At 52.0% G+C, this 23910-nt stretch carries 29 protein-coding genes and 3 pseudogenes; 7 read left to right on the top strand and 25 right to left on the bottom strand.

The annotated features are described in order from the left end of the window. Nucleotides 1–13: 13 nt before the first annotated feature. Nucleotides 14–1012 (bottom strand): hypothetical protein, encoded by a 999-nt coding sequence (locus GC087_RS03715; RefSeq protein WP_324029692.1) that lies wholly within the window; start codon nt 1010–1012, stop codon nt 14–16. A gap of 254 nt (nt 1013–1266) precedes the next feature. Between GC087_RS03715 and GC087_RS03710 the strand changes: the two genes are divergently transcribed. Continuing rightward, nucleotides 1267–1425, top strand: a complete 159-nt coding sequence (locus tag GC087_RS03710; protein ID WP_324029690.1) for a hypothetical protein — start codon at nt 1267–1269, stop codon at nt 1423–1425. Here GC087_RS03710 and GC087_RS03705 read toward each other — a convergent pair. After that, a pseudogene (locus GC087_RS03705) lies at nt 1422–1623 on the bottom strand (cell filamentation protein Fic); the annotation flags it as partial. The gene GC087_RS03710 and the pseudogene GC087_RS03705 sit on opposite strands and share 4 nt — an antisense overlap. Nucleotides 1624–2119: 496 nt before the next feature. Here GC087_RS03705 and GC087_RS03700 point away from each other — a divergent pair. From GC087_RS03700 to ptuB, 3 genes are read left to right on the top strand one after another with little or no spacing between them, the layout of a single operon-like run. Further along, nucleotides 2120–3052, top strand: coding sequence for a retron St85 family RNA-directed DNA polymerase (locus GC087_RS03700; protein ID WP_324029688.1), 933 nt, complete (start codon nt 2120–2122; stop codon nt 3050–3052). Beyond that, nucleotides 3049–4704 (top strand): retron Ec78 anti-phage system effector ATPase PtuA, encoded by a 1656-nt coding sequence (ptuA, locus tag GC087_RS03695; protein ID WP_324029686.1) that lies wholly within the window; start codon nt 3049–3051, stop codon nt 4702–4704. The genes GC087_RS03700 and ptuA overlap by 4 nt, the downstream gene beginning before the upstream one ends. Nucleotides 4705–4706: 2 nt before the next feature. Further along, on the top strand, nt 4707–5354 hold the full coding sequence (gene ptuB / locus GC087_RS03690; protein ID WP_324029684.1) for a retron Ec78 anti-phage system effector HNH endonuclease PtuB: 648 nt from the start codon (nt 4707–4709) through the stop codon (nt 5352–5354). 212 nt (nt 5355–5566) lie between these two features. On the opposite strand, the gene GC087_RS03685 is transcribed toward ptuB, so the two are convergent. The 17 genes and pseudogenes from GC087_RS03685 to GC087_RS03610 all read right to left on the bottom strand — a co-directional run bounded on the left by GC087_RS03685 (nt 5567) and on the right by GC087_RS03610 (nt 19711). Continuing rightward, entirely contained in the window at nt 5567–6400 is an 834-nt protein-coding gene (locus GC087_RS03685) for a hypothetical protein (protein ID WP_324029682.1), read from the bottom strand. Between the two features lie 206 nt (nt 6401–6606). Next, nucleotides 6607–7923, bottom strand: a complete 1317-nt coding sequence (locus GC087_RS03680) for a tyrosine-type recombinase/integrase (RefSeq protein WP_324029680.1) — start codon at nt 7921–7923, stop codon at nt 6607–6609. 382 nt (nt 7924–8305) lie between these two features. Continuing rightward, nucleotides 8306–8536 carry an ogr/Delta-like zinc finger family protein gene (locus tag GC087_RS03675; RefSeq protein ID WP_105082413.1) on the bottom strand — a complete coding sequence of 77 codons (231 nt, stop codon included), beginning with the start codon at nt 8534–8536 and terminating at the stop codon, nt 8306–8308. Between the two features lie 52 nt (nt 8537–8588). Further along, entirely contained in the window at nt 8589–9689 is a 1101-nt protein-coding gene (locus GC087_RS03670) for a phage late control D family tail protein (RefSeq protein WP_324029677.1), read from the bottom strand. After that, nucleotides 9689–10171 carry a phage tail protein gene (locus GC087_RS03665; protein WP_324029675.1) on the bottom strand — a complete coding sequence of 161 codons (483 nt, stop codon included), beginning with the start codon at nt 10169–10171 and terminating at the stop codon, nt 9689–9691. Before GC087_RS03665 ends, GC087_RS03670 begins: the two co-directional genes overlap by 1 nt. After that, nucleotides 10168–10587: pseudogene (locus GC087_RS25805) on the bottom strand (phage tail tape measure protein); the annotation flags it as partial. The gene GC087_RS03665 and the pseudogene GC087_RS25805, both read right to left, overlap by 4 nt. A gap of 639 nt (nt 10588–11226) precedes the next feature. After that, nucleotides 11227–13080 (bottom strand): annotated as a pseudogene (locus GC087_RS25800) (phage tail tape measure protein); the annotation flags it as partial. Continuing rightward, on the bottom strand, nt 13073–13195 hold the full coding sequence (locus GC087_RS03655; RefSeq protein ID WP_013027006.1) for a GpE family phage tail protein: 123 nt from the start codon (nt 13193–13195) through the stop codon (nt 13073–13075). The pseudogene GC087_RS25800 and the gene GC087_RS03655, both read right to left, overlap by 8 nt. Before the next feature lie 14 nt (nt 13196–13209). Next, complete coding sequence (locus GC087_RS03650; RefSeq protein WP_324029672.1) at nt 13210–13512, bottom strand: phage tail assembly protein; 303 nt, start codon at nt 13510–13512, stop codon at nt 13210–13212. Between the two features lie 58 nt (nt 13513–13570). Next, on the bottom strand, nt 13571–14086 hold the full coding sequence (locus GC087_RS03645) for a phage major tail tube protein (protein WP_054633114.1): 516 nt from the start codon (nt 14084–14086) through the stop codon (nt 13571–13573). A 12-nt stretch (nt 14087–14098) separates the two neighbouring features. Beyond that, nucleotides 14099–15271, bottom strand: a complete 1173-nt coding sequence (locus GC087_RS03640; protein ID WP_324029670.1) for a phage tail sheath protein — start codon at nt 15269–15271, stop codon at nt 14099–14101. 117 nt (nt 15272–15388) lie between these two features. Beyond that, on the bottom strand, nt 15389–15991 hold the full coding sequence (locus tag GC087_RS03635; protein ID WP_324029667.1) for a tail fiber assembly protein: 603 nt from the start codon (nt 15989–15991) through the stop codon (nt 15389–15391). Then, nucleotides 15991–17274, bottom strand: coding sequence for a phage tail-collar fiber domain-containing protein (locus tag GC087_RS03630; protein ID WP_324029665.1), 1284 nt, complete (start codon nt 17272–17274; stop codon nt 15991–15993). The genes GC087_RS03635 and GC087_RS03630 overlap by 1 nt, the downstream gene beginning before the upstream one ends. Further along, entirely contained in the window at nt 17271–17879 is a 609-nt protein-coding gene (locus GC087_RS03625) for a phage tail protein I (protein ID WP_324029663.1), read from the bottom strand. Before GC087_RS03625 ends, GC087_RS03630 begins: the two co-directional genes overlap by 4 nt. Beyond that, nucleotides 17876–18793, bottom strand: a complete 918-nt coding sequence (locus GC087_RS03620; protein WP_324029661.1) for a baseplate assembly protein — start codon at nt 18791–18793, stop codon at nt 17876–17878. Before GC087_RS03620 ends, GC087_RS03625 begins: the two co-directional genes overlap by 4 nt. After that, nucleotides 18780–19133: a GPW/gp25 family protein gene (locus GC087_RS03615; RefSeq protein ID WP_324030572.1), complete on the bottom strand. Its 354-nt coding sequence runs from the start codon at nt 19131–19133 to the stop codon at nt 18780–18782. The genes GC087_RS03620 and GC087_RS03615 overlap by 14 nt, the downstream gene beginning before the upstream one ends. After that, a complete protein-coding gene (locus GC087_RS03610; RefSeq protein WP_324029659.1) occupies nt 19133–19711 on the bottom strand; it encodes a phage baseplate assembly protein V in 579 nt (192 codons plus the stop codon). Before GC087_RS03610 ends, GC087_RS03615 begins: the two co-directional genes overlap by 1 nt. A 244-nt stretch (nt 19712–19955) precedes the next feature. Between GC087_RS03610 and GC087_RS03605 the strand changes: the two genes are divergently transcribed. From GC087_RS03605 to GC087_RS03595, 3 genes are read left to right on the top strand one after another with little or no spacing between them, the layout of a single operon-like run. Continuing rightward, the gene (locus tag GC087_RS03605) at nt 19956–20885 is read left to right on the top strand and encodes a DMT family transporter (RefSeq protein WP_324029657.1); all 930 of its coding nucleotides are present in this window, start codon (nt 19956–19958) and stop codon (nt 20883–20885) included. Then, nucleotides 20885–21085, top strand: coding sequence for a DUF5993 family protein (locus GC087_RS03600; RefSeq protein ID WP_416383426.1), 201 nt, complete (start codon nt 20885–20887; stop codon nt 21083–21085). The genes GC087_RS03605 and GC087_RS03600 overlap by 1 nt, the downstream gene beginning before the upstream one ends. A 7-nt stretch (nt 21086–21092) precedes the next feature. Further along, entirely contained in the window at nt 21093–21662 is a 570-nt protein-coding gene (locus tag GC087_RS03595; RefSeq protein ID WP_324029653.1) for a disulfide bond formation protein B, read from the top strand. Nucleotides 21663–21804: 142 nt separating this feature from the next. Here the strand turns inward: GC087_RS03595 and GC087_RS03590 are convergent, their stop codons facing one another. The 6 genes from GC087_RS03590 to GC087_RS03565 are packed head-to-tail and all read right to left on the bottom strand — an operon-like array spanning nt 21805 to nt 23907. Beyond that, nucleotides 21805–22251, bottom strand: a complete 447-nt coding sequence (locus GC087_RS03590) for a phage virion morphogenesis protein (protein WP_324029651.1) — start codon at nt 22249–22251, stop codon at nt 21805–21807. After that, nucleotides 22244–22675 (bottom strand): phage tail protein, encoded by a 432-nt coding sequence (locus GC087_RS03585; protein ID WP_324029650.1) that lies wholly within the window; start codon nt 22673–22675, stop codon nt 22244–22246. Before GC087_RS03585 ends, GC087_RS03590 begins: the two co-directional genes overlap by 8 nt. After that, the gene (gene lysC, locus GC087_RS03580) at nt 22638–22883 is read right to left on the bottom strand and encodes an Rz1-like lysis system protein LysC (RefSeq protein WP_324029648.1); all 246 of its coding nucleotides are present in this window, start codon (nt 22881–22883) and stop codon (nt 22638–22640) included. The genes GC087_RS03585 and lysC overlap by 38 nt, the downstream gene beginning before the upstream one ends. After that, nucleotides 22771–23202 (bottom strand): Rz-like lysis system protein LysB, encoded by a 432-nt coding sequence (gene lysB / locus GC087_RS03575; RefSeq protein ID WP_324029646.1) that lies wholly within the window; start codon nt 23200–23202, stop codon nt 22771–22773. Before lysB ends, lysC begins: the two co-directional genes overlap by 113 nt. Beyond that, entirely contained in the window at nt 23199–23714 is a 516-nt protein-coding gene (locus tag GC087_RS03570) for a lysozyme (protein ID WP_324029644.1), read from the bottom strand. The genes lysB and GC087_RS03570 overlap by 4 nt, the downstream gene beginning before the upstream one ends. After that, the gene (locus GC087_RS03565) at nt 23695–23907 is read right to left on the bottom strand and encodes an HP1 family phage holin (protein WP_013027023.1); all 213 of its coding nucleotides are present in this window, start codon (nt 23905–23907) and stop codon (nt 23695–23697) included. Before GC087_RS03565 ends, GC087_RS03570 begins: the two co-directional genes overlap by 20 nt. Nucleotides 23908–23910: the final 3 nt, after the last annotated feature.

The following is a 23910-nucleotide window of genomic DNA, read 5'->3' as shown; positions in this document are numbered from 1 at the left end:
TAAACGTAGAAATTCATTCTGGATAAATATCCAACCACTTCTCAATCTCCGACTCGCTAAATGAAAAACTTAAGGAATAGCGCTCTAATTGCGAGAGTGAATTTAATTCCTCACATAACGATCTTGGAGACCTATCAATTCCATTTTTCTTGCAAAGTTCAGTCAAAAGATATGAAATAGCCATCCTTTGTTTTTCATTAACTCGATAAGATTTTTCCCTTTCCAACTCAGGTCTAATACCATATCCCTTTACTGTATCAATATCAAAATCAATACCAAATAATGACGACAAAGGTTTTGCTACAATAGACGGCCTCAGTACACCGGACTTATCCAAACTACATTCCTGCATCAATATATATAATGCAATAAGCTCCGACGGTACTTTGTAAAGCGTGCCTGGCTTCTCACTCCTTGCATGTTTTATTAATAAATCCTTGCTAACTTCTGGCACCTGAACAAAATTAACAATATTTGCATCATCAACAAATAATGACTTTCGATTTATATAAGTTGGTTCAGAAAAAATAAGGTAATCACGTTCTTGATGAGCATGAATGGTAACATCCCCTAGAGAATCTGGTTTTAGATCTTTTAATCCAACATCCGCAATCAAAAAATCACCACGACAGAATCTGGCTGAATTGGATGGCTTAACATGCCAATAACCATGTGCCTTTCCACGATATTTATACTCGTAAACCATGCCTCCATAACGAAATTCAGGAGTTACTTTAAGGTGCGAGTCTAAAGGTGTTTCAGGCACAAACAGCCTCCACTTGCCTTCGGGACTATCTGGATATTGATACAAATCGCGGCCATACATTATATCGCTGATAGCGTATTTATGTTCATCAATGGAGATGCAACGTCTAAAAGTACATACCGGATGTCTACCATCAAGGTAAACGTACAGAGGAAGCTTTCCATCTATCCATTGCTGAATAATCATATCGTCCTCATCCTCAGAAAAGGATGTCAGTTCCGATAAACGACGAAAATGCCTTGCCATGCAGTAACCCCTCAGTCAACATTTAATGCCTATTATACATCTCGTTATCTCATCTCAAACCAGTGCACAACAATGATTTTTTCCTTAAAAAATAAATGTTCACGTGCATTTCACCGATCACAACTATCCTGTGATTTCGATTAATAGGTAGCCAGATAAATCAAAATTCCTTTGGTAAATGACCAACTGATAACAGCCTTTCTAGCTGTCCCTATCCCAACTAGAATCAGCAGTGATGCGATGAGGCTTTTCACATGACTAAAAAAACAGCACATAGCCAGATCACGAAAAATCAAATCTACCGCGCCGTTGTCAGCTCAACCGCGATAGAAACCGGTGTTTCTGTGCAAAAAATTGAGCAGCAACTCAAAAAAAATCAGGCACAGGCGAAAGCCGTTGGCCTCGCCCGCTAGTCTGGCAAGATGTCCCTCACCAGCTGCATCATAGAGCTGTAATAGCCTGAGACACCCACCTGAATTGCCTTGAAGTAAAACTCCCTGTGTTCATCCCATAAGCTGTAATCCCGTAAGCCCTTCCCCCGCTAGAACCGACAACACATCGCAGAGCAATCTAGACAGACGCCCGTTATCTTCTCTGAATGGATCGATTAACTGAGGCAAACCAAAAGCAGCCCCTTTTCAGGTTGATGTTACACAGTATCCCTGCCCAATAGTGCATATCCCAAAGCTATTTCCTACTTCAGGCAAACTCACCACAAGGCGCTCATGGCTAGCCTATCACGCACTGTCCAAAAGATATGGTCGAGGCAATGCTGTGGAATGTGGAAAAAAATGGGGGGATTTAGCATTGTGATTGCATGTCTTAGGTTACTTATCTACTTGCTTTCATTAACTTGTTGAAAGTGTTGTCTTAAACAATGTTGTTAAGTAGGTCTCTGTGAGATAAGCTTGATCCACTCTTTAGCGTTGGACGTTTTACGTCTAGTCGGGTGATTAGCCAGACTCTAACTTATTGAACGTATTTAGGGTTGCGAAAGTGTCGCAACCCTCACTCGTTCCTCCCTCAGGTTGCGACACTTTCGCTTCCTCTAGTAAAGAGTTGAGCCCGGCAGAACATATCCTACCGGGCTTTTTTACAGGTAACATTATGTCGGTAATTAGCAGCATAGCTACTTCGTTAAACCAGAGCGAGTTAGAGGTGAGAGCGTATCTATCTGATGCATCAGGTAAGTACAAGGTCTACAGGATTCCCAAACGCACTACGGGATTCCGGCTCATTGCGCAACCCGCTAAGGCGCTTAAAGAGTATCAACGCGCCTTCCTCCAGCTTTACCGTTTTCCAATTCATGAATGCGCAATGGCCTATCAAAAAGGTAAAAGCATCCGTGACAACGCACTAGCGCATGCGCATAACCGCTATTTACTTAAAACAGACCTAGAAGACTTTTTTAATTCAATCACCCCAGATATCTTCTGGCGATGTGTTGAGTTGTCTTCTGTTGATGTTCAACTGTTTCTACCCGAAGACAGACGCTATGTAGATCAAATTCTCTTCTGGAAGCCTACAAAACGCAGTACACGGTTGGTGCTAAGCGTTGGCGCGCCTTCTTCCCCAATTATCTCGAATTTTTGCCTTTATGAATTCGACAAGCTCATACACGAAATCTGTCGGAGTTTGGATATTGTCTACACACGTTATGCGGATGATCTGACGTTTTCTTGTAACGTCCGAGATGTACTTGGCTCTATTCCTTCCATGATCGAAACCCTTTTAAATAAGCTTTTCAAAAAAAAGTTAAGGCTTAATCGTGGAAAAACCATATTTTCCTCTATGGCACATAACCGCCATGTTACGGGCGTCACTCTTAATAACGAAGGCAAAATTTCTTTAGGCCGTGAACGCAAGAGGTTCATCAAGCATCTCATTAACCAGTACCGATATGGATTGATAGATGAATCTGACAAGGCCTATCTTGTTGGTCTACTGGCTTTTGCGAACCATATTGAGCCTGAGTTTATTATCAGAATGAACAATAAATACTCAACAGAAACGATGGATCGTTTAAGGAGGCATCTGTGACAAAACAACTGGAACGTAAAGCCAAAGGTGGGAGTTTACTCTCCGCCTTTGAACTTTATCAGCAAGAGAAAAATAATAACCTTCATGACCTAAATAATAAATCTGACCAATGGTTCGAGCTCTGCTGGAATTACCTACAACAACCTGCCCACGATGGTAACCTCGATATATATCATCCTGAAAATCAGTTTTTCCTACGTTCAATGTCATTTACGGATTTCCGCCGATTTCCACAACTTGATATCAACTTTGAAGAAGACCTGACCATTATCATCGGTAATAATGGACAGGGTAAAACCAGTATTCTTTATGCTATTGCCAAAACTCTAAGCTGGTTCACAGCAAATATCCTCAAAGAAGATAGCAGCGGACAAAGGCTTAACGAATACTCGGATATCAGGAACGATTCAGATAACAATTTCTCGGATGTCAGTTCTAATTTCTTTTTTGGAAAAGGCCTTAAGAACATTTCCATTAGACTTTCACGCTCAACTCTTGGCGCATCTGAGCGTAGAGAGAGCATCATCAAACCTGCTAAGGAGGTTGCTGATGTCTGGCGGATTATCAATGAGAGGAGAATGGTTAATCTTCCTATTTTTGCACTCTACTCTGTTGAACGATCGCATCCTTTTAGCAAGCCAGCAAAAGAGAGCATTGAAAAACGAGAAGATCGTTTCGATGCATACAATCACGCCTTGACCGGCGCTGGACGCTTCGATCATTTTGTTGAATGGTTCATCTATCTTCACAAAAGAGCCGAAGCTCAAGGGGCATCGGCAATCGAACTGCTTGAAGAGCAGGTTAATCATCTGAAACAGTCAGTGGAAAATGGGCTGACTTCCATGGTACCACTCTTAGAAGAAACACGAAAAAAACTGCTTACGGCTCAGATGAGAAAAGAATCTCTCCAATCGGTTAACATGCTAACTGAGACGGCCCAAATGGATATTGTGTCCAGAGCTATTACCACTGTTGTCCCCAGCATAAGCCGAATCTGGGTTGAGACCGCATCAGGTGCGGACATTATCAAAGTTACCAACGATCTCCAGGATGTCACCATTGAACAGCTATCTGATGGGCAGAGGGTGTTTCTGGCTCTGGTAGCTGATCTCGCGCGGCGCATGATTATGCTTAATCCATTGTTAAAAAATCCACTTGAAGGCAGAGGTATCGTCTTAATTGATGAGATTGAACTGCATCTTCATCCGAAATGGCAGCAAGAAGTTATCATCGTTTTACGCACCGTATTCCCTAATATTCAGTTTGTCATCACCACTCATAGCCCAATAGTGTTATCCACTTCTGAGATCCGCTGTATTCGAGAGTTCAAGCAAAACAGTGAAAGTGGAGAACTATTTCTTGACTCACCTCCAATTCAGACCAAAGGAAGTGAAAACTCAGAAATTCTTGAGCAAGTTATGGGAGTTTTGTCGACCCCGCCGAACATTGCAGAGTCTTATCTTGTCAGTAACTTTGAGAAATCAATTATTGATGATAGTGAGGAGTTGAGTGCCGAATCACGTCGCCTTTACAACAAAATCATTTCTCATTTTGGTCAGCATAGTTCTGAACTAAAAAAAGCAGACAGCTTGATACGCCTTCACCGCATGAAGAACAAAATCAACAAAGCCAAACGCGAGAAGGATAGTTAAGGATGAAATCACTCAATCGCACCGCAGGCCCGGCGCATTTGCATCAGTTTAGGGCAGGACGCGATCCTTGGATGTCTGTTGAGCAAAGCAATATCTGGCCGCATCTGTTGGAAATGCAAGGTGAATTTTGTGCATATTGCGAGTGCAGTCTCAATCGAAAGCACATTGAACACTTTAGGCCCAGAGGGAAATTCCCCGCATTAACCTTTGCATGGGGCAATTTATTCGGATCTTGTGGCGACAGTTCAAAAACAGGAGGTTGGCAACGTTGCGGGATTTTCAAAGATAATGGTGCAGGGAATTACAATCCGGATCACCTCATTAAACCTGATGATGATAATCCTGACGATTATCTTTTATTTCTGACAACAGGGCATGTGGTTCCAGCCAAAGATATCTCCGGCACCAAGTTATTAAAAGCACAAGAAACTATCCGTGTTTTTAATCTCAATGGAGATCCTTCTCTGCTCGGCAGTAGGAAAAAAGCGTTAAATTACATCATGGAAGAGGTAATACTTCTTCATGAGTCTTATGAAGATCTTGGAGATGCACTATGGCATGAAATGCGTGACGCAGAAATTCAAGCAATTGGTAATAAAGAATTCTACACAGCACTAAAACACGCTTGGCTTCATAACAGTGAATATTAAGTTACTATTGGCAAGAAGCAACCAATACTTCGTTACTTTTTTCTGATGAGAGATGCTTTAACACATAGAATTTATATTAAAGTCTCTCTCAACGTAACTTAAATTTATAAACACAAACCAAGTGTATTCACTCGAGTATAATAATTAATTATTTAGCTAGCTAAATAAGTTGTAATCTACTATAACTTTGGGGTAAAAAATAAAGAATATTTTTACATTCGAGCAAGATATGCTTGGCGAGCTCTATTTTTATAATCAAAATAATTGATATTGCTAAGTTTTTCAATATGTCCTGAAATTTCTCGATAATGCTGATCAAAATCTTTGACTTTATAATCTTCTCTTTCAACCGAAAGGTTGTTAATGGCTGTACTAATTGCCAATAAAAGTTTAGCCTTCTCGCTGATAGTTAATAAATTTTCATTAACAAGAAGAAAAGATATTTTAGTATCGGGGTTAATTTTGAAATAATTTGAATTCTCCCAAGATTCTCCGGGAGTTTTAGAAGTAAATGGATTAACCCATTGCCCATGCGCAATTTTATTTCTGCTCTTTATAGAACTAGAAAAGTATTCTTCAATCCAGTCAGCTATTTCTGAGTATATATTGTAAGAACTGAATCCAACATTCGTGCGAGTTATCTCATCTGAGAAAGATAGTCCAGCACTTTTCTTTACGGCTACAGCTAGAGCGGTAGACCATTTTTTTTCAATAGTGCCACTGTTATAAATAAAAGCACGCTCTTCTTCAGTGAATGCATTATTTTCATACAACAAAACATGAAGACGAGCTTCGATCCATATACCCATCAGCATTGAATAAAGTCGAGTGAAAGTTAACTCACCCTCATCACTGTCAGATTTTACGATAATATCAGTTAACTGTTTTTTTGCTTGCTCAAGAGCAGCTCTAATTGATAAAAAATTCTCATAGTGCCAACCTTGAACTTTGAGTATGTGCGCTGCAGGATCAAAAGAATACAAATCCACATCTGGTCTTTCCGATGTAGTCTGAGTACCATTCAAAGAAATACCATCCTGAGTCATCTCAATTACTCTAAAAAAATCCCGATGCCAAAGAACTCAAGGAATCCTTTGGCATCCAGGATTCGAACCTGGACCTCTCTATTGCTAGAGTGTGCACCTTTACACCATTGCCCTAAGAGCATGCTAACAGCAATCTAATTTTTCATCAACAAAATCAGATAAAAAGAGCTAGTCAATTCTTGTTTAGCACGCAAATTGCCAAGCTCTTACCTCCGTCCAAACAAGTTCACAACGTTGTTTTCCTGCTGCCGTTGATAGCTGTTAACCCGATCCTCCCAGATCTCAAGCTCCCTCCGCTTTTCAGTCAGGTAATCATAACGATCATAGTGTTTCGAGCTGACGTCGTTCAAAGCGTGATTCTGGATACGGTCGCGGATCTCTTTACTGATCCCCGCCTCCCCCATTAGCGTTTTACATGTGCGACGTAAATCTCGTGCCGTAAAAACTTTAAACTCCGGATTAAAAGCCCGAAAATACATGATGGAACGCGCCAGGCTGTCAGTACGTACTGGACGCTCGGCGTTGGTCGAAAGTGGAAAGATGTATGGACTGTTACTCTCCTTAGTCAGCTCTTTCACTGAGGCTAATTCCTGTAGTGCCGATTCAGTCAGCGGGATCAAGTGCTCACGCTTGTTTTTCGATACATCAGCTATAACCAGTAACGTCTTTTGCTGCCAGTCAATCGCGCTCCACTGGCTGGCAATCATTTCAAACGGACGCTGCCCGCCAGCATAAACACAGAAGCGGATTAGGTGCTGCATCAGCGGCCCAACGTTGGTGGCCTCTGCGAACTGCTCCATGACAAAACGCAGCTCTTCCAGCGTTAACCATGTATCACCCACTTTCTCCGCCGAGGACTGCTTCGGTATGGCCGATACCGGATTAACTTCAAGCCCGAACGTAATGCCCACGCTGGTATTCATCGGATCGTTATCGGCTTTAAGCGCGTAGTTGAACGCCGCCATCAGGTAGGAACGAATTCGGTTCGCATGGACCACCGCATCTCGCTGGATAATGCCTGAGAGGATGGTTTTGATCTGTAGAGGAGTTACATCCTTCGCTTTGGTTTCGCGAGGAATAACCGAATAGCACTCTTTTTCAAGACGCTTCAGTACATCGGCCCAGGTCCGCTTATTGTCGAGCTTCATCTTGTTCACATAGCCATGTACCAGTTCTTTAAACGATCCCTGCGAGCGATGAAGCTGCATTATGTGCTGCTCGGCCAGGCGCTGTTGCTCAAGCTCCTGCTGGGGCTCTTTTCCTTCAACAAGCCAGGCTCCGTACTTTTTCGCCAGCTCATTGGCCGTTACAAGTTTCATCTCAGGCCAGATGCCCAACTGGATGAACTTCTCTTTCTTCCCTTTCTCAACGTAGTAACGGAAATAAAAAACCTTGCTGCCTGACGGCTGAACCTTAACGCCAAGTCTGCCGGTACCACGCTGAGCGCTGTTGCTCCACACGTAGTACGACGTACTTTTTGTCTTCAATCCACGTATAGCAGTCTCGGTAAGATTAGCGGCCATGAGGTTACCTTTCTAAGGATAAGCGTTACCTGACCCGATGCCCATGTTGGGTCAGGTAATGGGTCAGGTAACGATAGTACAATGAGGAGATGAGAGAACCAATTAGAAACGAAAATAACATCATAACCAATTGATTATAGGCAATTAAAAATACAATAAGCGTCAATGACGAACGATTAGAAACATGCCGATTATATGACTCATAATCGCTTGGTCGCTGGTTCAAACCCAGCAGGGGCCACCAGATTTAGTGATTAAAATCATGCATTTAAGCCACCTCGCAAGGGTGGCTTTTTTGTTTTTACTTTTTGAGTGGCGATAAAATGGCGATGGATTTTTAACAAGTGGTGGGCTGCAGCTATAAAAAACCCGCCTAAGCGGGTTATAACCATAGATTTTGTTGTTGCTCTCGCCCGTGATTTTTGGTCGGGTGAGGTGTAGCTGGTCTGACTTTACCGGGACACATGATAATGTCTGTCACTGTTTCCAGTGATTTAAACGTACATCCGCAGTTAATATTTTGGCACTGGTTATAGCGTTCTTTAGTCATTTCGGAAATGACCAGGCTACTACGAGTGTGTGCTGCATGGTGACACTTAGGGCAATTCATCATTTAAAATAATCCCCAAAGGAAAATAAGAATTCACTTAAAGTGAATTTACCATTCAATCCATTTCTAAGCTATCGATTTTCACCTCAAGCTCAATGCTTGTTGTATAGCCACTGTCGGCGCTCAGACTGTGCGTCAGCGTGGTAATGATCCACTCCCCATCATCAATCTGCTTTTTAAACCCCGTCACCTTTACCGGCATTTCGGTGTAAAGCTCTGCTCGCCCGCGCGCCAGCTGGATCGAGAAGGTCGCTACGCCACGCTGCAGCCGTTCCCACTGCATTTTTGCTGCCCGCTCTGCGTTTGACCGGTTGGCATAGGTGCGGCTCAGCACCAGTACGTTTTCGTCGGTGCCGACGAGATAATCACCCTGTTTCGCTTCCGGCTCTTTTTTCTTCGCCGTGGTTTTGCGGCGTCGCTTTACCTTTGTTTCCGGCTTTTTCGCTGGCTCGCGCGTGTGCAGCCAGCTGGCAATCACGCCGGTGTAGGCGTCACGGTCAGCCAGGGTAAAGCGGTGGCTGTCGCCGTCACGACGCTGAATAGTGATGACCGGCAGCACCTTGCCGCTGGCGTTTTTGCCCTGCCCCTGCCGGATAAACAGCAGTTTGCCATCTTTGACGCAGGCCAGCGCACCGCACTGGCGGGCCAGGCGCATCAGAAAACTGGCGTCGGATTCGTTGGTCTGGTCGATATGGTCGATTGCCATTTTCTCGACGTCGGCACCCAGCGCTAAATCCAGCTTGTGCTTTTCCGCAATGGCTCTGGCGATTTCGCCTGCCGTGGTTTTGTGCCACGACTTTTCGCGTCTGGTGTTTAGCGTCTGGCGGAAATCGGCGCTGCGGGCGCGAAGCGTCAGCCGGTCGGGCGTGCCGCTGTGCTCAATCTCATCAACCGTATAACTGCCCTTGATGATAAGCGGCTCCCCCTCCCAGCCCAGCGCCAGCTTTAATACGACGCCCCGGCGCGGCAGCTGCAGCAGGCCGTCTGCGTCGTCCAGCTCAATATCAAGCTGGTCAGCCTCAAAGCCCCGGTTATCGGTCAGCGTCAGGCTGATGAGCCGCTTTTGTATGGTCTGCGTGACGTCTGCGCCCGCCATCGTCAGCCGAAACGCCGGGGCGCTGGCCGCCCCTTTTACCCAGCTTTCTGCCTGCATCATCAGAAAAGCCCTCCCGCTGCTGCAGTGACTTTGCCAGCCACGCCTGCCGCCGCGCTTTTCATGGCGTCAAGCTGGCCGCTCAGGCTGCCGAACATCTCGCCCAGCGATTCATCGGCGCGCTTAAGCGTGAGCGTGAACTCAATCCGCCTGCACGCGCCGTTACTGAAAAACTCGGCCTTTGTCTGGCTCAGGCTCTCAATCACGAACATGCCGTAAATGGTGCCGCTGCCCTCAATCAGCGGCCACGCGCGCCCCAGCTCCGCGATTTGCTCCAGCGCATACAGCGACAGCCTGCCGCCGGTCAGCTCGGGCAGCAGCACGCCGGAAAGCGTCAGCGTGTCGGTGTCCGGCCCGGCAAACTGCAATGACGGGCGAAAGCCCACGCGGCTGTTGGACGGAAACCGCCAGCTGCGCTGCAGCTGCAGCTCCTGATAAGGCACCGTTTCCAGCATGAAAACGAACAGCCCCAGCGTCATCATCATTCGTCAAATCCCCCCTGATCACGGTAAGAACTCCGCGCGAGGGCTTTCGCCCGGCGCTCTCTTGCATCCAGCTGCCGCATCACCTCTGCCACCACGTCCTGCGCGCTCTGGCCCGGCTGCTGATGAATGGTAATGGGCGCGTGAATGGTGACAGGCGCGGCAGTTGTGGCGCTTTGCTTTGTTACCTTTTCCTGCACATAGCTGCCAGCGGGCAGGCTCATGGGATGAAGCGGGCGCGCAGCTGCAGGTGCGGCGGCCATACCCATCGCCAGCGCCGCCGAGGCGGCCAGTGCGGCAGTGCGGCGGCGGCTGGTAATGCGCGCCGGGCCGTTGACCAGCTCCGGCCCGTTCTCGCCCGCGATGCCATACTGACCGGCGGGAATGTAGCCGCCGTTATCAAACAGCCCGGCAAAGCCGGTCGCCGTTTTGGCACGCCCGGCGACAGCGGCGGGCCGGTCTGACGCTCCGGCGTCTGGCCTCATGAAATCAGGCAGAAGGCTGAAAACACGCGGCGGACGCGGCGGGACCGTCGCGCCGTCGGGGTGTTTACCGCCACTGGTCGCAGCAGGGACCACGGGCTTGTCGGCGGACGGTTTCATGAAGTCCGGCAGCAGGTCTGTCATAGATGATAATTTAGCTTTAAGCGCCTCCCATTTGGCCGTGATGCCGTCGAGCATGGCGCTGATCATGTTGCTGCCCGCTTCTTTGAACCGCTCCGGCAGCGTGCTGGCCGAGTTAACCAGTTCATCCCACTTCTGCGACACGGCTGCCTTGATGCTTTGCCATGCCCCGGCGATGCCGTCGCGTATCGCATCCCAGCCTCTGCCAATGATTACCTGCAGCGCGTCATCTGCGAACAGGGATTTAACCCACGTCCACGCACCGGCTATTTTGCCTTTGATGGCCTCCCATGCCGCCGACGTGTTATCTGTCACCTGCTGCCACAGTGCCGCAAACTTCGGCCCGAGGGTGTCCCAGTTACGCCAGATATAAATTGCTGCCATTGCGATAAGGCCCAATACGGCCAGAATCGGGTTGGCAAACATCAGGCGGCCCAGCCAGATAACACCGCTGCCGACGACACGCAGCGCCTTACCCATCATTCCGAATGCGCCCACGCCCTTAAAGCGCAGCTGAGCCATGCTCAGCCTGATAACCGCCATCGGCCCGATAATGGCCGCAAAGCCGATGGCTAACGTTCCCAGCCCGATGACGATGGCAGACACCGCCGCGCCGACTTTCACCAGCGTGCCAGCCAGCGCTTTGTTTTTCTCGATCCACTGCGCCGCCATGCCGGTGACCTTTTTAATCGCCCCCATGATGTCCATCAGCGGCTGGCGCAGCGTGTCGCCCAGCCCGCTCATGGTGTTGGCTACGCCGGTTCTGGTCAGCATCCACTGTGCGGAAAGGGAATCTTTGTTGATGTCAGATTCTTTCTGCATTGAGCCTCTGGCGGCATCGCCCTGCGTCAGCGCCAGCTGTCGGCGCAGCTCCGGCAGGTTGTTGGCAAGTTTCGCTGCATCCTTGCCGAACTCCTTGCCGAAAATCATTGTCAGGGCAGACAGGCGTTTGTTTTCCGGCAGCTTTTTGACCTTCTCCAGCACGCTGATGATGGTTCCCATCGCATCCGTGGTCATCTGCTTTTCAATCTTTTTCGGGTCCAGCTTAAGCAGCGTCATGCCTTCCTGAAAGCGCTTGCCCTGCATGGTGGCAATCGACAGCTCGCGCACCATCGCGTTGGCCGAACTCGCCGCAATCTCAGAGGTGGCACCGAGTGAAAGGAACGTTGAACCCAGCGCCGCCGCCTTGCGAAAGTCCAGCCGGTCGGCGTTGCCGCCCATGCGCTGCAGCACGTCGATAATATCCGCCCCTTTCGACATGGCGTTATCGTCTAAATAGTTCAGCGCATCGCCCAGCTGCTCAATGTTGCGGGTCGGTATCTTGTAAAGCTGGCTGATTTTACCCAGCCCCTCGGCCAGCTGGTCGGCGGGCAGCTCAAACGCCGTGGACGCCTTGGCCGCCGTGGTGGCAAAGGCCAGTAAATCGCGCTTCTGGTCGGCGTAAGAATCATTCTGGTTGGTGACGCCCATGCGCGCGCCGCCCTCAACCAGCGCGGCATAGTCAACCGCGCCGTGCTCCATCGGCAGTTGCTCACTGGCGGCCTTGATGGCGGCCTGCATGTCGTAAAACTGCGCGGTGCGGTTGCCCTTGTCATCGCGCAGCCCGTTGACCTGCTTTGCCACGCCCTTCATGGCGTCTTCCATATCCGCCGAGGCTTTAATTGCTGCCGCAAACGGCACGCCCATTGCCATCCCCGCCGCCGTGGCTGTCGCCCCGGCCCCGGCCACCTTATCGCGGGCCTCCAGCGTTTTGCCGTAGCGCTCTCGCACGGCGCGCAATTTAGCCTGGCGCTCGCCCAGCTTTTTCAGCTCACGCTGCTGCTGCTCAATCGCCTCCGTTGCGGCGCTGGCGTCGGTTTTCAGGCGACGCTGTGCCGCGCTCAGCTGCTTTGTATCAATACCGGCGGCGGTCAGCGCGCCGCGCTGCTGCTGTACCGAGCGCAGCAGGCCGTTGTAGCTCTGCTGCAGGTCATTAACACGGTTTTTTGCCTGCTCAAGTAAGCGGGACTGCTGCGCCGTGGGGCGGTTGGTGGCGGCAAACTGCGTCGCCAGTGCGGCGGCCTCCTGCCGGGCCGAGGCAAGATTGCGCTCCGTGATGGCAAGCTGCTGGCGTGTTTTGCGAAAGCCGTCAATGCGCCCGGCCTGATCGTTCAGGCTTTTCAGGCTGTCTTTGCTGGCTTTGAGGGCGGCGGACAGCTCCCTGGAGCCGTCGCGCGCACTGCGGAAAGGGCGGGTGATTTTATCCACCGCGCTTAATACCACCTGCAGGCGCAGGTTTCTGTCACTCATCGTCACCGGCTCCGTTACGCAGGATCGCTTTGTGCCGCCACATCAGCACGTCCGCCAGCGATTCCGCGAACATGACCGGTGGCGGCCAGTGAAACACGGTGGCGATGTCTGCCACCAGATCGTCTACGGTCAGCTCTGCGGGAAAGCCGACAGCGCCGACTTCGGCAACAAAAAAGTGACCACCTCCACCGACAGCGCCAGTAAATCGGCGGGGTCCATTTCGTTGACCTCCTGCGCAGTGAGCGCCGGGGCAGACACGCGCGGTAATACGCCCATCACCGCGTTGACGTCCATTTCCATCAGCGCCTGCAGCCGCACGCCGCGAAGCGCACCGGACTGCGGCTTGCGCAGGACAATCTCTTTAATCTCGGTTTTGCCGCGCTGAATTGGGGTGTCCAGGGTGACGGTTTTTTCGTTAATGTTTTCGTTCATGTTCTTAATCCACTGAATAAAATTGATAAAAGCAGCAGGCCAGCGCCTGCCGCCGTGATTACAGGCCCAGCGCGCTGCGGTGCGCTTCCAGCAGGTCTTTGCCGTCAACGATGTGAACCATATTGACCAGATCCACCTCGTAGAGCACTTCGCCGTTAATGGTCAGCTTGGCGTAGCTGTTGGTTGCCGACACTTTGGTGGTGTTGGAGTCCGCCGTTTTCCACTCGCCGGAATCCAGCTCCTTATAGCGGCCACGAGTGACCAGCTCCACCGCCTGCACCTCGCCCGTGTCGTCGCGCTGAATGGAGCCGGTAAAGCGCAGCTGAATGCCGTCAATCGTCGGCGTACCCATCTGTTTAAACAGCTTCGCCTCGGTGCCGCCAATGGTGAATTCCGTATCCAGCGCGCCATCGTCCAGGCCCATGTCAATATCTACCGCGCCCGGCATCCCGCCGCCCCGGTATTTTTCAAACTTCGTGGTGAGTTTCGGCAGGGTCAGCGATTCGATCACGCCCTGCCAGTTGTCGCCTGCGTTAAACAGGTTCAGGTGTTTTAGCTTACGGGGTAAGGCCATGTGTTCAGCTCCTTATGCTTTAACGCTGGCGGCGAAGTTGACCAGATACTGGTCAGTGATGCGCTGGCGCAGCATCAGGTTTTCCAGCGGCGGCACCGGCGTGTAGTCGTAATCGATAATGAGTTGCCCGGCCTTGAGCGTGTCTTTGGTGTTCACGGTGTCATCCAGCCAGCAGTCTGCGCCGATGAGATAGCCCTGATTCACCATGCTGCGCAGCTTGGCGCGGATACTTTCGATGATGTCGCGGGCAAGCGACGGATTCAGTGCGCCGTCAACGGACCACAGCTGCGCCTCGGCCATCGTGTCGGCCAGCACCTGCGCCGTGCGGGTGTAGCACTCAAAGGCAAACAGCGGATCATCGCTCAGGCAGCGCGAACCCCAGAAGCGGAAACCGTCCTTGCGGATAAGCGTGGTGACGTCGTTCTGGTTCAGCAGGCCCGCATCGGTTGCCGGATCCTGTAAATCCCAGAACACGTCTTTTGAAATGCCGGTGACGCCGTTCACGCCGACGTTAGACAGGGACTTGTGCCAGCCGGTCGCCTCGTCAATTTTGGCGCGCAGTCCGAGCGCGCGGGCGGTGGCATACGCCGTCGCGTCAGCATTCAGCACGGTGTCAAAGCTGATGAAATCAGGCCAGATAAGCATCCCTTCGCGCTGGCTGAAATTAGTGCGGTAGGCGATGACTTCGGACACGGTTTTGCAGCCGTAAGCCGAGATATACGCAAACGCGCGCAAGGTCTGCGCGACGCTCAGCAGCTCGGTTGCCACTGCCTTTGTGTCATGCCCCGGCACGCCGAGAATGCGCGGTTTGACGCCGCAGACGTTCTGCGCGGCCAGCAGCGCTTTCATGCCGGTGCGCATCCCGTCTGCGGTCACGCCGCCGATGATGTTGGATGTGGTTTCCGCCTCGGTTTCGCCCTGCGCGACGCGCACGACGACGACGAGCGGTTTTGCCTGGTCGGCGATGGCGTCCAGTGAATCGGCCAGCGTACCGGTTTTACCGGCCTTGCCGATGGCAATTGTGACGTCGGTCAGTAAAACCGGGCGGTTGAGCGGAAACGCTGCCGCGTCGGCGTCGTCGGCGGTGCAGACCATGCCGATGATGGCCGTGCTGACGGTGGTAATGGTTCGGGTGCCTTCGTTGACTTCGACAACGCGCACGCCGTGATGATAATCCTGTGCCATAGAGCAGATCCTCTGTTAAGGGGTTCCGCTATGGTGAAAGGGATGGCGCGCGGGCGCACCCTGCGGCGATTGTCTGGCAGATGACACAAAGGAAAAAGGCCCGAAGCGGGCCTTTGATTACTGCGCGGGCCGGTCAGGCCAGCTGACAGCGGGCGCGGTGGTGGGATCTGTCGCCTGCACGGCCTGCAGGTAAGTCATCCATGCCGTGAGTTTTACCTTATCGTCGGGGGAAATAATGCCGAGCATCAGCTGCGTCTGCCATGCCTGTGTCACGTCCGCCGCTTCGGTGATACGGGCGCTTTTCTCCGCCTGTGCCGCCTCTACGGCGGCGCGCTGTTTTGCCGCTTTGTCAGTTACCCAGGCTGCGCCGCCCCACCGGTCAAAGGCCGTTTCTGGCTTAACCGGCGTTGTCCCGGCCGGATAATCACCGGGCTGCGTGACTGTCACCGCCGCACCGGTTGCCGTGCTGTAAACCGTTTCGCCGCGATGGTCCGGCACCTGCTGCCAGCTGCCGTCTTTATAAACGCACACCTGCCCGGCAACGTCATCAGGGGGCGCGACTGCCGTAGAGTGCGCGGGCAGACCGACACCTTTTGGCAGAAACTCCAGGCTGCTGCCGGTGTAAATCCCGCTCGCCTGATCAAAGTTAAACACGTTTACGGTAACGGGCGCGACAGCCAGGCCGTCCGCGCTCAGTGCTTCACTGTTCTGCTGTGACATTATGCTGCCCTCACGATGTAGTTAAATGCGACGTTACGCGGGCGGGTAGAGGCGAACGCATACCAGTTGTACGAATCCATCGCACTGCTTGCCTTGTTTATCCAGGTCTTGCCCTGAATCATTGCCAGCTGACCGCCGGTTAACGGGTCACTGAATGCGTAATTCGGTGAACTGATGGCGCTGAAATCGCCGGATTCGTTATCGTCATAACCGCCCACTACCGTCGCCTCCTGTGCGGACAACAGCGCGCGGGACGGGTCAAGCCCGCGTCCGTCATCCCAGCCCCTGATAAACTCGCCGCGCAGGTCAGGTAGCCGCAGCGACGGGTAGGCTTTCGCCAGCTGCGGGTAGTCTGACGCGCTGAACGTGGCACCGTTACACCTCAGCCACCCTGATGGCGCTGTTGCAGCAGGCCACGGCACTGGCACGCCGACCGGCAGCGCCGAACCGTCGCCCAGGCCGAGATTTTTAAGAAACGCGGACACGTTAGCTATGTCACTGCCATTTTTCGCAATGTCCATTTTACCGGCCAGCCTGTTAAGCACCGTCGTGGAAAAATTCGCATCGCCGCCCAGCGCGTCGGCCAGCTCCTTGAGGGTGTCCAGCGCGGCAGGTGCGCCGCCCGCAAGCGCGCTCAGCGCGGCCTGAACAAACGCCGTGGTTGCCAGCTGCGTACTGCTGTTTCCCGCTGCCGCCGTGGGGGCTTTCGGGATGCCGGTCAGGACCGGGCTTTCCTTCGGTGCATACTGCGTATGCGGGTCAGCGGCTTTCAGGTGCGCCGTCATCAGGCTGTCAGCGTACTGGCGTACCTCTAATACTTTTTCGTCCACATACTGGCGCGTCGCCAGCACCACCGACGGATCGACTTTCAGTGTCACGGCCTCGGTACTGCTCACGATGATGAGCATACGCAGGCGCTGCGTGCGCCCGCTGCCCTCCTGCAGTTGCGGCTTATAGGTTTCTGCCGTGTTGCAGACCGCAATCAGCGAGCCGTCAGCGTCAAACAGGCCCATTTCCCTGATCCAGAAACCGCCCTCGGTTTCGGGGATAACCTGCTCGGCAATAATCTGGCTGCTGTTGGCCGCATCCACGGTCAGCGAATTAAGTGCCGCACGGCGCACCTCGTTAACCAGCTTTGTCTGCGCCGCGTTGGGCGTTGGCAGCGTGCCGCCGCCGTCGCCAACGGCCATGTGCGTGATATTCAGTTTTGTGCCGAGCGACACGGCGTTAGCAATCTTCGCCGCGCCCAGGTTGGTCACTATGGCGTAAAATTTCTGTGTCATGGTCCCACTTCCATCATGTCGATAACGTGAACCGCCGCGCCCGCATATGCCGGGCCACTGACGGAGATAAGATCGGGCGTGTAGGGATAAACGGCAAGGTCGTCGCCGTCGTAGCTGACCGCACCGGTGAAGCACGGGCCGCTGCTCTGCAGGTTGATACTCATTCCCAGCATGTGACGGCTGCAGGGTTTGGCATCGCTGATAAGCCGCTCAAGTTCCTGATAGGTTTCCTCGGTAATCCCCTGTTCCTGCACGCCAATATCCAGGCGAAACGTGCCGGGCGCTTCACCGGTTTTCCACCACTCCAGCACGCGAATAAGGAAGCCGAACGGCTCCACCACGCGGCGCACGGCGCTGATGGTGCCTTTATGCTGATGGATGTAAAACGCATCCAGCACCACGCGCCGCTTGACGCTTTCCGGCCAGGCCTCATCCCAGCGGTCAACCGAGAATGACCAGGCGAGATAAGGCAGAAACGATGCGGGGCAGGTGGCTGGATTCCAGAGATCGCGCAGCGGCACGTTCAGCCCGCTTATGCCGCTGCACGCCTCGGCCAGCCTGCGCTCAAGCGCCGAGGAGGCAGGAGGTAACAGGCTCTGACTCATCCTTTACCCCCGTTATCGCTGGCAACCGTGACGGCCACCGCCGTGCAGTTGCCCGCCTGCGTGCGGTTCAGAATGATGTCCTGCGCCGGTTCGGTGATTTCAACCCAGTCAACGCCCGCCACGCGCAGCACCGCCCCGTAAGACTCGCGGCGCACGCTGCGACCCAGCTTTTTCTGGTCAGTCAGGTAGGCATCCATCGCGGCCTGCGCCGCCTCAAGACACGGGGCGGTGGCCACGCCGTCAAACAGGTGCAGCGTGGCCTTTACCTGATAATCGAATATTGCTGCCGCCTGCACGGTGACGCGGTCAGCCACCGGTCGGACGGTTTCAGCGTTTAACGCGACGTTTACTGCATTCAGTAAATCATCCGTTGCCGCCCCGCTGTTGTCCCGGCTAAGTACCGTAATCAGCACCTCCGCCGGTGCCGGACTCGTTGCCGACACGTCAGACACGCGCCCGTCGGCACTTTTGGCGTAGAACTCATACGCCGCCGTCGGCCCCGCCACGCTCAGCCCCTCAAACGCGCCCGGCACGCGCAGGCGTAAATCGTCGTCGGACTCCATCACTGCCGCCACGGGCGGCACGGCGTCGGGGTTAGCCGGGCTGATGGTCAGGCGCTTAACGTTGTTGTTGGCCGCCAGCTGATCCAGATCGGTGCCGAGCGCATAGGCCACCATAACCGCCTGCGCGGCTTCATTAATGCGCTGGCGTAGCAGGATTTCGCGGTAGACGTTTTCCTGCAGGCACTTGACCAGCGGATCGGACTCCAGCGCCAGCACGCGGCGCATGGCATCCTGCTCATCTGACGGATAGAGCGCAATGAGGTTTTCTTTACGTTCGGCCAGCAGCGTTTCAAAATCCGGCACCTCAATGACTTCCGGCGCGGGAAGCTGCGATAAATCAATCACTGCCACGATTTACCCCCGTTGGGATGGTCATTGCCAGCGGCGAACCGTCGGCACGCTGTGCGTTTATCTCAACGACCATCAAACCGTCATAAGCCGTTGTGTAATTCACTGAAATCAGCCGGATACGCGGTTCCCAGCGACTCAGCGCGGCATAGGTCGCCGCCATGACCTGCATACGGGTGACGCCGTTCTGCGGCTGGTCGATGAGCGCGGAAAGCATGGAGCCGTATTCACGACGCGCCAGGCGGCTGCCCTCCGGAGTCAGCAGAATGTCGCGCACACTCTGGCGAATATGATCGATATCGGTCAGCGCTTTGCCGGTGTCGCGGTTCATGCCGAGATACATCACGCCGGGCCTCCTGATGTGTCATTACCAGACTTAACGCCGCCGTGTTTATGGGTATGCACCACGACGCCGTTAGAACTCATATCACCGCCGCCCTGTGTGACAGCGCCGTTAATGGCCGTTTCAGTGTTGAGGGTTGTTTTACTGGCCTCAACGCCGAATGCCTCGGTCAGCAGCTGAATGCCGTCCGCCGCTTCGATGCGCACGCTTTTGATGTTCTTTATCAGCAGCTGGCCGGTTGCCGGTTCGTACTGAAAAAAACCGCCGTCGCTGTACTGCGTGGCGCTGCCATTCTCTGAATTCGCAGGCGGCGGGAATGCATCGGAATAGATGGCGGGCAGTGCAAAGGCGGTTTCAAGGTTGCCGCCCATGCTCAGCAAAATGACCTGTTCGCCAACGGTGGGCTGCCACCATGTGCGCGTGTTACCGGCGCGAAGGGTGAGCCAGTTAATCCAGTTGGTTTCGAGGTCGCCCGTTTTCACCCGGCACAGCCAGTTAACCGGATCAACTTGGGACACGGTGCCGGTTCGGATCAGGTTGGTGATGAGGCGCATGATTTCGGTAAGTTTTTCGTTCATGGCGTGAGAATGTCACCAGGGAAGGTTTAAGGCATCTCCACGCCATTGCGTGGTCAATCTCACAATATGAAACCGGCTGATAAAGTTTGTAACTAAATAAAATTTAATTACTGAATTTGATACATCAGGAGATGTTTTATGAACTTCTATGGAGAAAAAAATCCCCTATTAACATGTAAAAAGCGCCAAAAAGGGAAATTATTTCTATTCATTCACAGTTAAATTGTTCTCAGGGAGGATTCAAATGCAAAAGACTGCTGTAGTAATTTTATTTCTTATTGTCACACTCACATGGGGTACAACCTGGCTTGCCATGCAAATCGCTGTCCAGACAGTCCCACCGTTATTTGCGACGGGAATGCGTTTCATCTTTGCCGCCCCGTTTTTAATAACAATTGCTTACGCGACTAAAACTCCACTTTTATTCCCTTCCGGGCAGAGGTTATTTCAGGTAATCATTAGCATTTTCTATTTCTCCATACCTTTCACTTTAATGATATACGGAGAGAAGTATGTTAGTTCAGGACTTGCATCGGTTATTTTCTCAACAATGCCTGTTGCTGTAATGGTGGCTTCAGTTCTTATTCTCAGAACCCAAACCAACGCCTTACAAATTGCAGGACTCGCTCTGTCAACGATTGCGCTTACTTGTATGATATTTAATGAGTCAAAATCAGGATATGGGGGGCAATGGCTGGGAGTCCTGGCATTGATAACCGCTGTTATTATGCACTCCATACTCTACACGTGCTGCAAAAAAAGGAGTTGCAACGTATCGGTGATAACTTTTAATGCCCTTCCTTGTTTACTCGCAGGGATATTACTTATCATAACGGGCTGGGTATCAGAAAAGCCTGACTTACACTCATTCTCAGCAAGTTCTATACTCGCTACATTTTACCTCGGTGCCTTTGCCGGCGTGTTTGGTATATTGAGTTACTTTGCCCTTCAAAAAAAAGCTGGCGCTTTTAAAGCCTCTCTGGTTTTCCTGATTTTTCCTGTTATAGCATTGTTTCTTGAGAACAAAGTTTACGGAAATTCAATATCCCTTTCATCTTTATTCCTTATAATTCCATTACTTACAGGGATATTACTGAGTCTAATCCCAGTCAAAAACCTTGATAGTCTCTTAAAATCTGACAGCCCAGACACAAAATCAATCGAAAGTGAGTAATGAATTACTGCCAAACCAACTATGACCAAGGAGGCTCTATCATGTATATGTTTTTACCATTTCTGATATCATTAGCATCAGCTGTATGTGCGATTTTAAAAAAAGAAAAAATTACTTATATTTTGTGGTGGTTGTTATTATTAGTCACAATATTAAGCTTCAAATACCATGCAACGGATGCATTAAATCTTTCATTCTGAGGTAAAAATGGAATACAAAAAAATAAATTCTCAAGTTCATACGCTCATGAACATTGTTGGCTTAGCAGGAATGCTGGCTGTTCTTACAGTTGCTATTATAATACAGATTACAAAGTCAGAGCTTCCTTGCCCCCTTTGCCTCCTCCAGAGGGCTGGACTCATAATGACTGGCTTAGGATTTATGTTCAATCTGAGCATAGGAATAAGAAAGAAGCATTATGCAATGATGATTACTGGATGTCTTCTGACAGGCGGAATTGCAGCCAGACAGGTTCTATTACACATTCTTCCTGGAGATGCGGGTTACGGTTCAACTTTTCTTGGTTTACATTTTTACACCTGGTCGTTGATAGTATCCTTCGCGACATTAATATACATATCATTAATGTTATTACTTCCAGAGAAGTCTGGCAAAATTTATTTATCCTTCGACCTGTCAACATTATCAAAAACAATATCAATTCTATTCGCCCTGATCATTTTGGCCAACCTTGTTTCTACCTTCCTCGAATGTGGTACTGGGCAATGCGCTGAAAACCCGGAAACATATCTACTACTAAAAAAATTGCACATCTGATAACTTCAGCAAAAAGCCCCGAAGACGAAGTATTATTATCAGGCGGGGCTCACTCATAATAATTTTCCCAAAAAACTTTGCATGTTCATTCCCCCCTGACATTGGGACTCTTTTACAACCTTGTATTTTTCGGCATAAAATTTCAAACAGCCAACCACCTGTTCAGAATTTTGCCAATCCTGTTTTCTGTTTCACCGCTTATACCCAGCAGCGGGCGCTCAGCGTATTTCACCGTAATGCCTCGCCTGCTCACGCGGTCACGCAGCCCGTAGTGGTGAACGCGTGCCAGGCGCTGCACGGCAGGCACGAAAGCCACCTCGGCACTGTCGCCGGTCGCCTTTGTCTTGAGATACTTTGCGGTTTTCAGCTTCACAAACATCTTGCGCTTTATTCGCCCCGGCTTTGTTCTGGCGGATACGCGGCGCGGCTCCCATGCGCTGCCGTCAGGCGCACGCTGTGCCGTCATGTTGGCCTGCTGAAGCCGCCTGACGTCGCGTGCCACCTCGCGCAGCATTTTTTTGCGCTCTGCCGGTTCCAGCTTTGCCAGCAGCGCATCCAGCCAGGCGTCAACCTCGTGCAGATTATCCACGTTTCACCGTCCAGGCTTCCTCTGGCCCGTCCGGCTCCGGCACGGCTCTGACCTCGGTCACGCCGCTGACTTCCTCGGCAATAACACGCTCTGTCAGCTTTAAATTTATGCTGATGTCACACGCGCCGTTGCCGAGAATATCCACTTCAAACGTGCACAGCTGGTCGCGCTCAGTGGGATTCTGCAGCGCATCAGGCTGGTTGGTGCGCAGCCAGTACACCACCGCCGCCATCAGCAGATTTTGATCGCCGGTGAAGTCCGTAATGATGACGTTAAGCGTATAACGGTATTCCCACGACACGGACGCGGCACTGGTGGCAACCAGCGCACCTCTGTCAACAAAGAGGTGCAGCCTGTCGGGGTTCTCCTGCAGGTAGGCAACAGCGCTATTCAGGGCTTCGCGTAAGGACTGCGGCTTGTTCATCGTCTTTATCCTGGCAGGTTACTATGGTGTCCACCTTGTCGGCGCAGGCCGCCCAGGCGGTTTCTGTTTCATCCAGCGCGGCCAGCAAATCGCCGTTAGTGCGCGCCGACGACGGTCCCAGCTGGCAGCGGGTTATTCTGGGACAGCCACTGACGGTAAGATTCACCTCCGGTGATGGCCGGTCGCTGGCGCAGCCGGACAGCAACATCAGGCAGAGGGGCATCACTCCAGCGGCGAAGGGCGTCATTTTCACGTTTCAGATCCTCAATCTGGCGCTGCCGCTGGCGCAGCAGTGCGTTGTTTTGTTCAGCCGCCGCATACAGCTGCGTCTGTGCAAGGTTGCTGCTCTGCGCCATGATGTTGACCGCCATCAGCTGGCTGTTTTTCTGGCTCAGCTTTTTATCTTTAGCGGCCAGCTCTGCCGCCTGCGTGCCGATGGTCCTGTTTGCGCTGTGCAGCTGCCACGACAGCAGCCCGGCAGTCACCAGCAGCACGACAAAGCAGGTCACCACAACGGCGCGCATCATGATGCCGCCCCTTTCAGGCACCAGCTCAGTTCCCGCCCGCGCCGGTTATCCAGTCCCTGATTAAATACGCCTTTCACGTACACCCATCGCGGCAGCTGATGACAGGCATCGCGCCACCGGCTGGCCCTGATGAGTTTCACCATGGTTGATGCGCACACGTTGCCGGTGCCGACGTTAAACGCCAGCGACACCAGCGCGTCATAGACCTGCTGCGGCATGGTGACCGCCACGCAGCGCGCCAGTGCCCCCTCAACGCGTAACACATTGGTGATAAACGTCCCGGCGGCCTGCCGCCCGGTAATGCTTTTGCCGGGCACAACGCCCTGTGTGTTGCCGATGCCGTCGGTCCACACACCCGCATCGCACAGGTATGGCTTAAGGCGGCAGCCTTCGTAATCAGCAATCAATTTCAGCCCCTCAACCGAGGTGTGCAACTGCTGAAAGCCCGGCAGTGTGGCAGCGATGGCCAGTACCGCGCCGACGGCGCAGCGTTTAACGGTTTGCAGATTCATAGTCCTCCCGTGTGATGCGCCCGCTTGCCAGTAACTGGTAGGTTTTGTGCTTGTAGTACCAGCTGATCAGCGCCATGCCGATGCCGATAATCAGCCCGGCCCACGTTGAAACGTCCTTAACCGATAAGTCGCCCAGCCATGCCATAAACACGGCCATCGACCAGGTAATAAACGTGCTGATTCTTTCCCACATGAT

This window comes from Pantoea sp. JZ2 (assembly GCF_035191405.1).
GTDB lineage: Bacteria > Pseudomonadota > Gammaproteobacteria > Enterobacterales > Enterobacteriaceae > Pantoea > Pantoea stewartii.
This window is presented reverse-complemented; position numbering and strand designations above follow the sequence as displayed.

Bases quoted from the DNA above. Each gene is read 5' to 3' on its own strand.
- GC087_RS03715 (WP_324029692.1), bottom strand. From the start codon at position 1,012: ATGGCAAGGCATTTTCGTCGTTTATCGGAACTGACATCCTTTTCTGAG.
- GC087_RS03710 (WP_324029690.1), top strand. From the start codon at position 1,267: ATGACTAAAAAAACAGCACATAGCCAGATCACGAAAAATCAAATCTAC.
- GC087_RS03700 (WP_324029688.1), top strand. From the start codon at position 2,120: ATGTCGGTAATTAGCAGCATAGCTACTTCGTTAAACCAGAGCGAGTTA.
- ptuB (WP_324029684.1), top strand. From the start codon at position 4,707: ATGAAATCACTCAATCGCACCGCAGGCCCGGCGCATTTGCATCAGTTT.
- GC087_RS03685 (WP_324029682.1), bottom strand. From the start codon at position 6,400: ATGACTCAGGATGGTATTTCTTTGAATGGTACTCAGACTACATCGGAA.
- GC087_RS03680 (WP_324029680.1), bottom strand. From the start codon at position 7,923: ATGGCCGCTAATCTTACCGAGACTGCTATACGTGGATTGAAGACAAAA.
- GC087_RS03675 (WP_105082413.1), bottom strand. From the start codon at position 8,536: ATGATGAATTGCCCTAAGTGTCACCATGCAGCACACACTCGTAGTAGC.
- GC087_RS03670 (WP_324029677.1), bottom strand. From the start codon at position 9,689: ATGATGCAGGCAGAAAGCTGGGTAAAAGGGGCGGCCAGCGCCCCGGCG.
- GC087_RS03665 (WP_324029675.1), bottom strand. From the start codon at position 10,171: ATGATGATGACGCTGGGGCTGTTCGTTTTCATGCTGGAAACGGTGCCT.
- GC087_RS03650 (WP_324029672.1), bottom strand. From the start codon at position 13,512: ATGAACGAAAACATTAACGAAAAAACCGTCACCCTGGACACCCCAATT.
- GC087_RS03645 (WP_054633114.1), bottom strand. From the start codon at position 14,086: ATGGCCTTACCCCGTAAGCTAAAACACCTGAACCTGTTTAACGCAGGC.
- GC087_RS03640 (WP_324029670.1), bottom strand. From the start codon at position 15,271: ATGGCACAGGATTATCATCACGGCGTGCGCGTTGTCGAAGTCAACGAA.
- GC087_RS03635 (WP_324029667.1), bottom strand. From the start codon at position 15,991: ATGTCACAGCAGAACAGTGAAGCACTGAGCGCGGACGGCCTGGCTGTC.
- GC087_RS03630 (WP_324029665.1), bottom strand. From the start codon at position 17,274: ATGACACAGAAATTTTACGCCATAGTGACCAACCTGGGCGCGGCGAAG.
- GC087_RS03625 (WP_324029663.1), bottom strand. From the start codon at position 17,879: ATGAGTCAGAGCCTGTTACCTCCTGCCTCCTCGGCGCTTGAGCGCAGG.
- GC087_RS03615 (WP_324030572.1), bottom strand. From the start codon at position 19,133: ATGTATCTCGGCATGAACCGCGACACCGGCAAAGCGCTGACCGATATC.
- GC087_RS03610 (WP_324029659.1), bottom strand. From the start codon at position 19,711: ATGAACGAAAAACTTACCGAAATCATGCGCCTCATCACCAACCTGATC.
- GC087_RS03605 (WP_324029657.1), top strand. From the start codon at position 19,956: ATGCAAAAGACTGCTGTAGTAATTTTATTTCTTATTGTCACACTCACA.
- GC087_RS03600 (WP_416383426.1), top strand. From the start codon at position 20,885: ATGAATTACTGCCAAACCAACTATGACCAAGGAGGCTCTATCATGTAT.
- GC087_RS03595 (WP_324029653.1), top strand. From the start codon at position 21,093: ATGGAATACAAAAAAATAAATTCTCAAGTTCATACGCTCATGAACATT.
- GC087_RS03585 (WP_324029650.1), bottom strand. From the start codon at position 22,675: ATGAACAAGCCGCAGTCCTTACGCGAAGCCCTGAATAGCGCTGTTGCC.
- lysC (WP_324029648.1), bottom strand. From the start codon at position 22,883: ATGTTGCTGTCCGGCTGCGCCAGCGACCGGCCATCACCGGAGGTGAAT.
- lysB (WP_324029646.1), bottom strand. From the start codon at position 23,202: ATGATGCGCGCCGTTGTGGTGACCTGCTTTGTCGTGCTGCTGGTGACT.
- GC087_RS03570 (WP_324029644.1), bottom strand. From the start codon at position 23,714: ATGAATCTGCAAACCGTTAAACGCTGCGCCGTCGGCGCGGTACTGGCC.
- GC087_RS03565 (WP_013027023.1), bottom strand. From the start codon at position 23,907: ATGTGGGAAAGAATCAGCACGTTTATTACCTGGTCGATGGCCGTGTTT.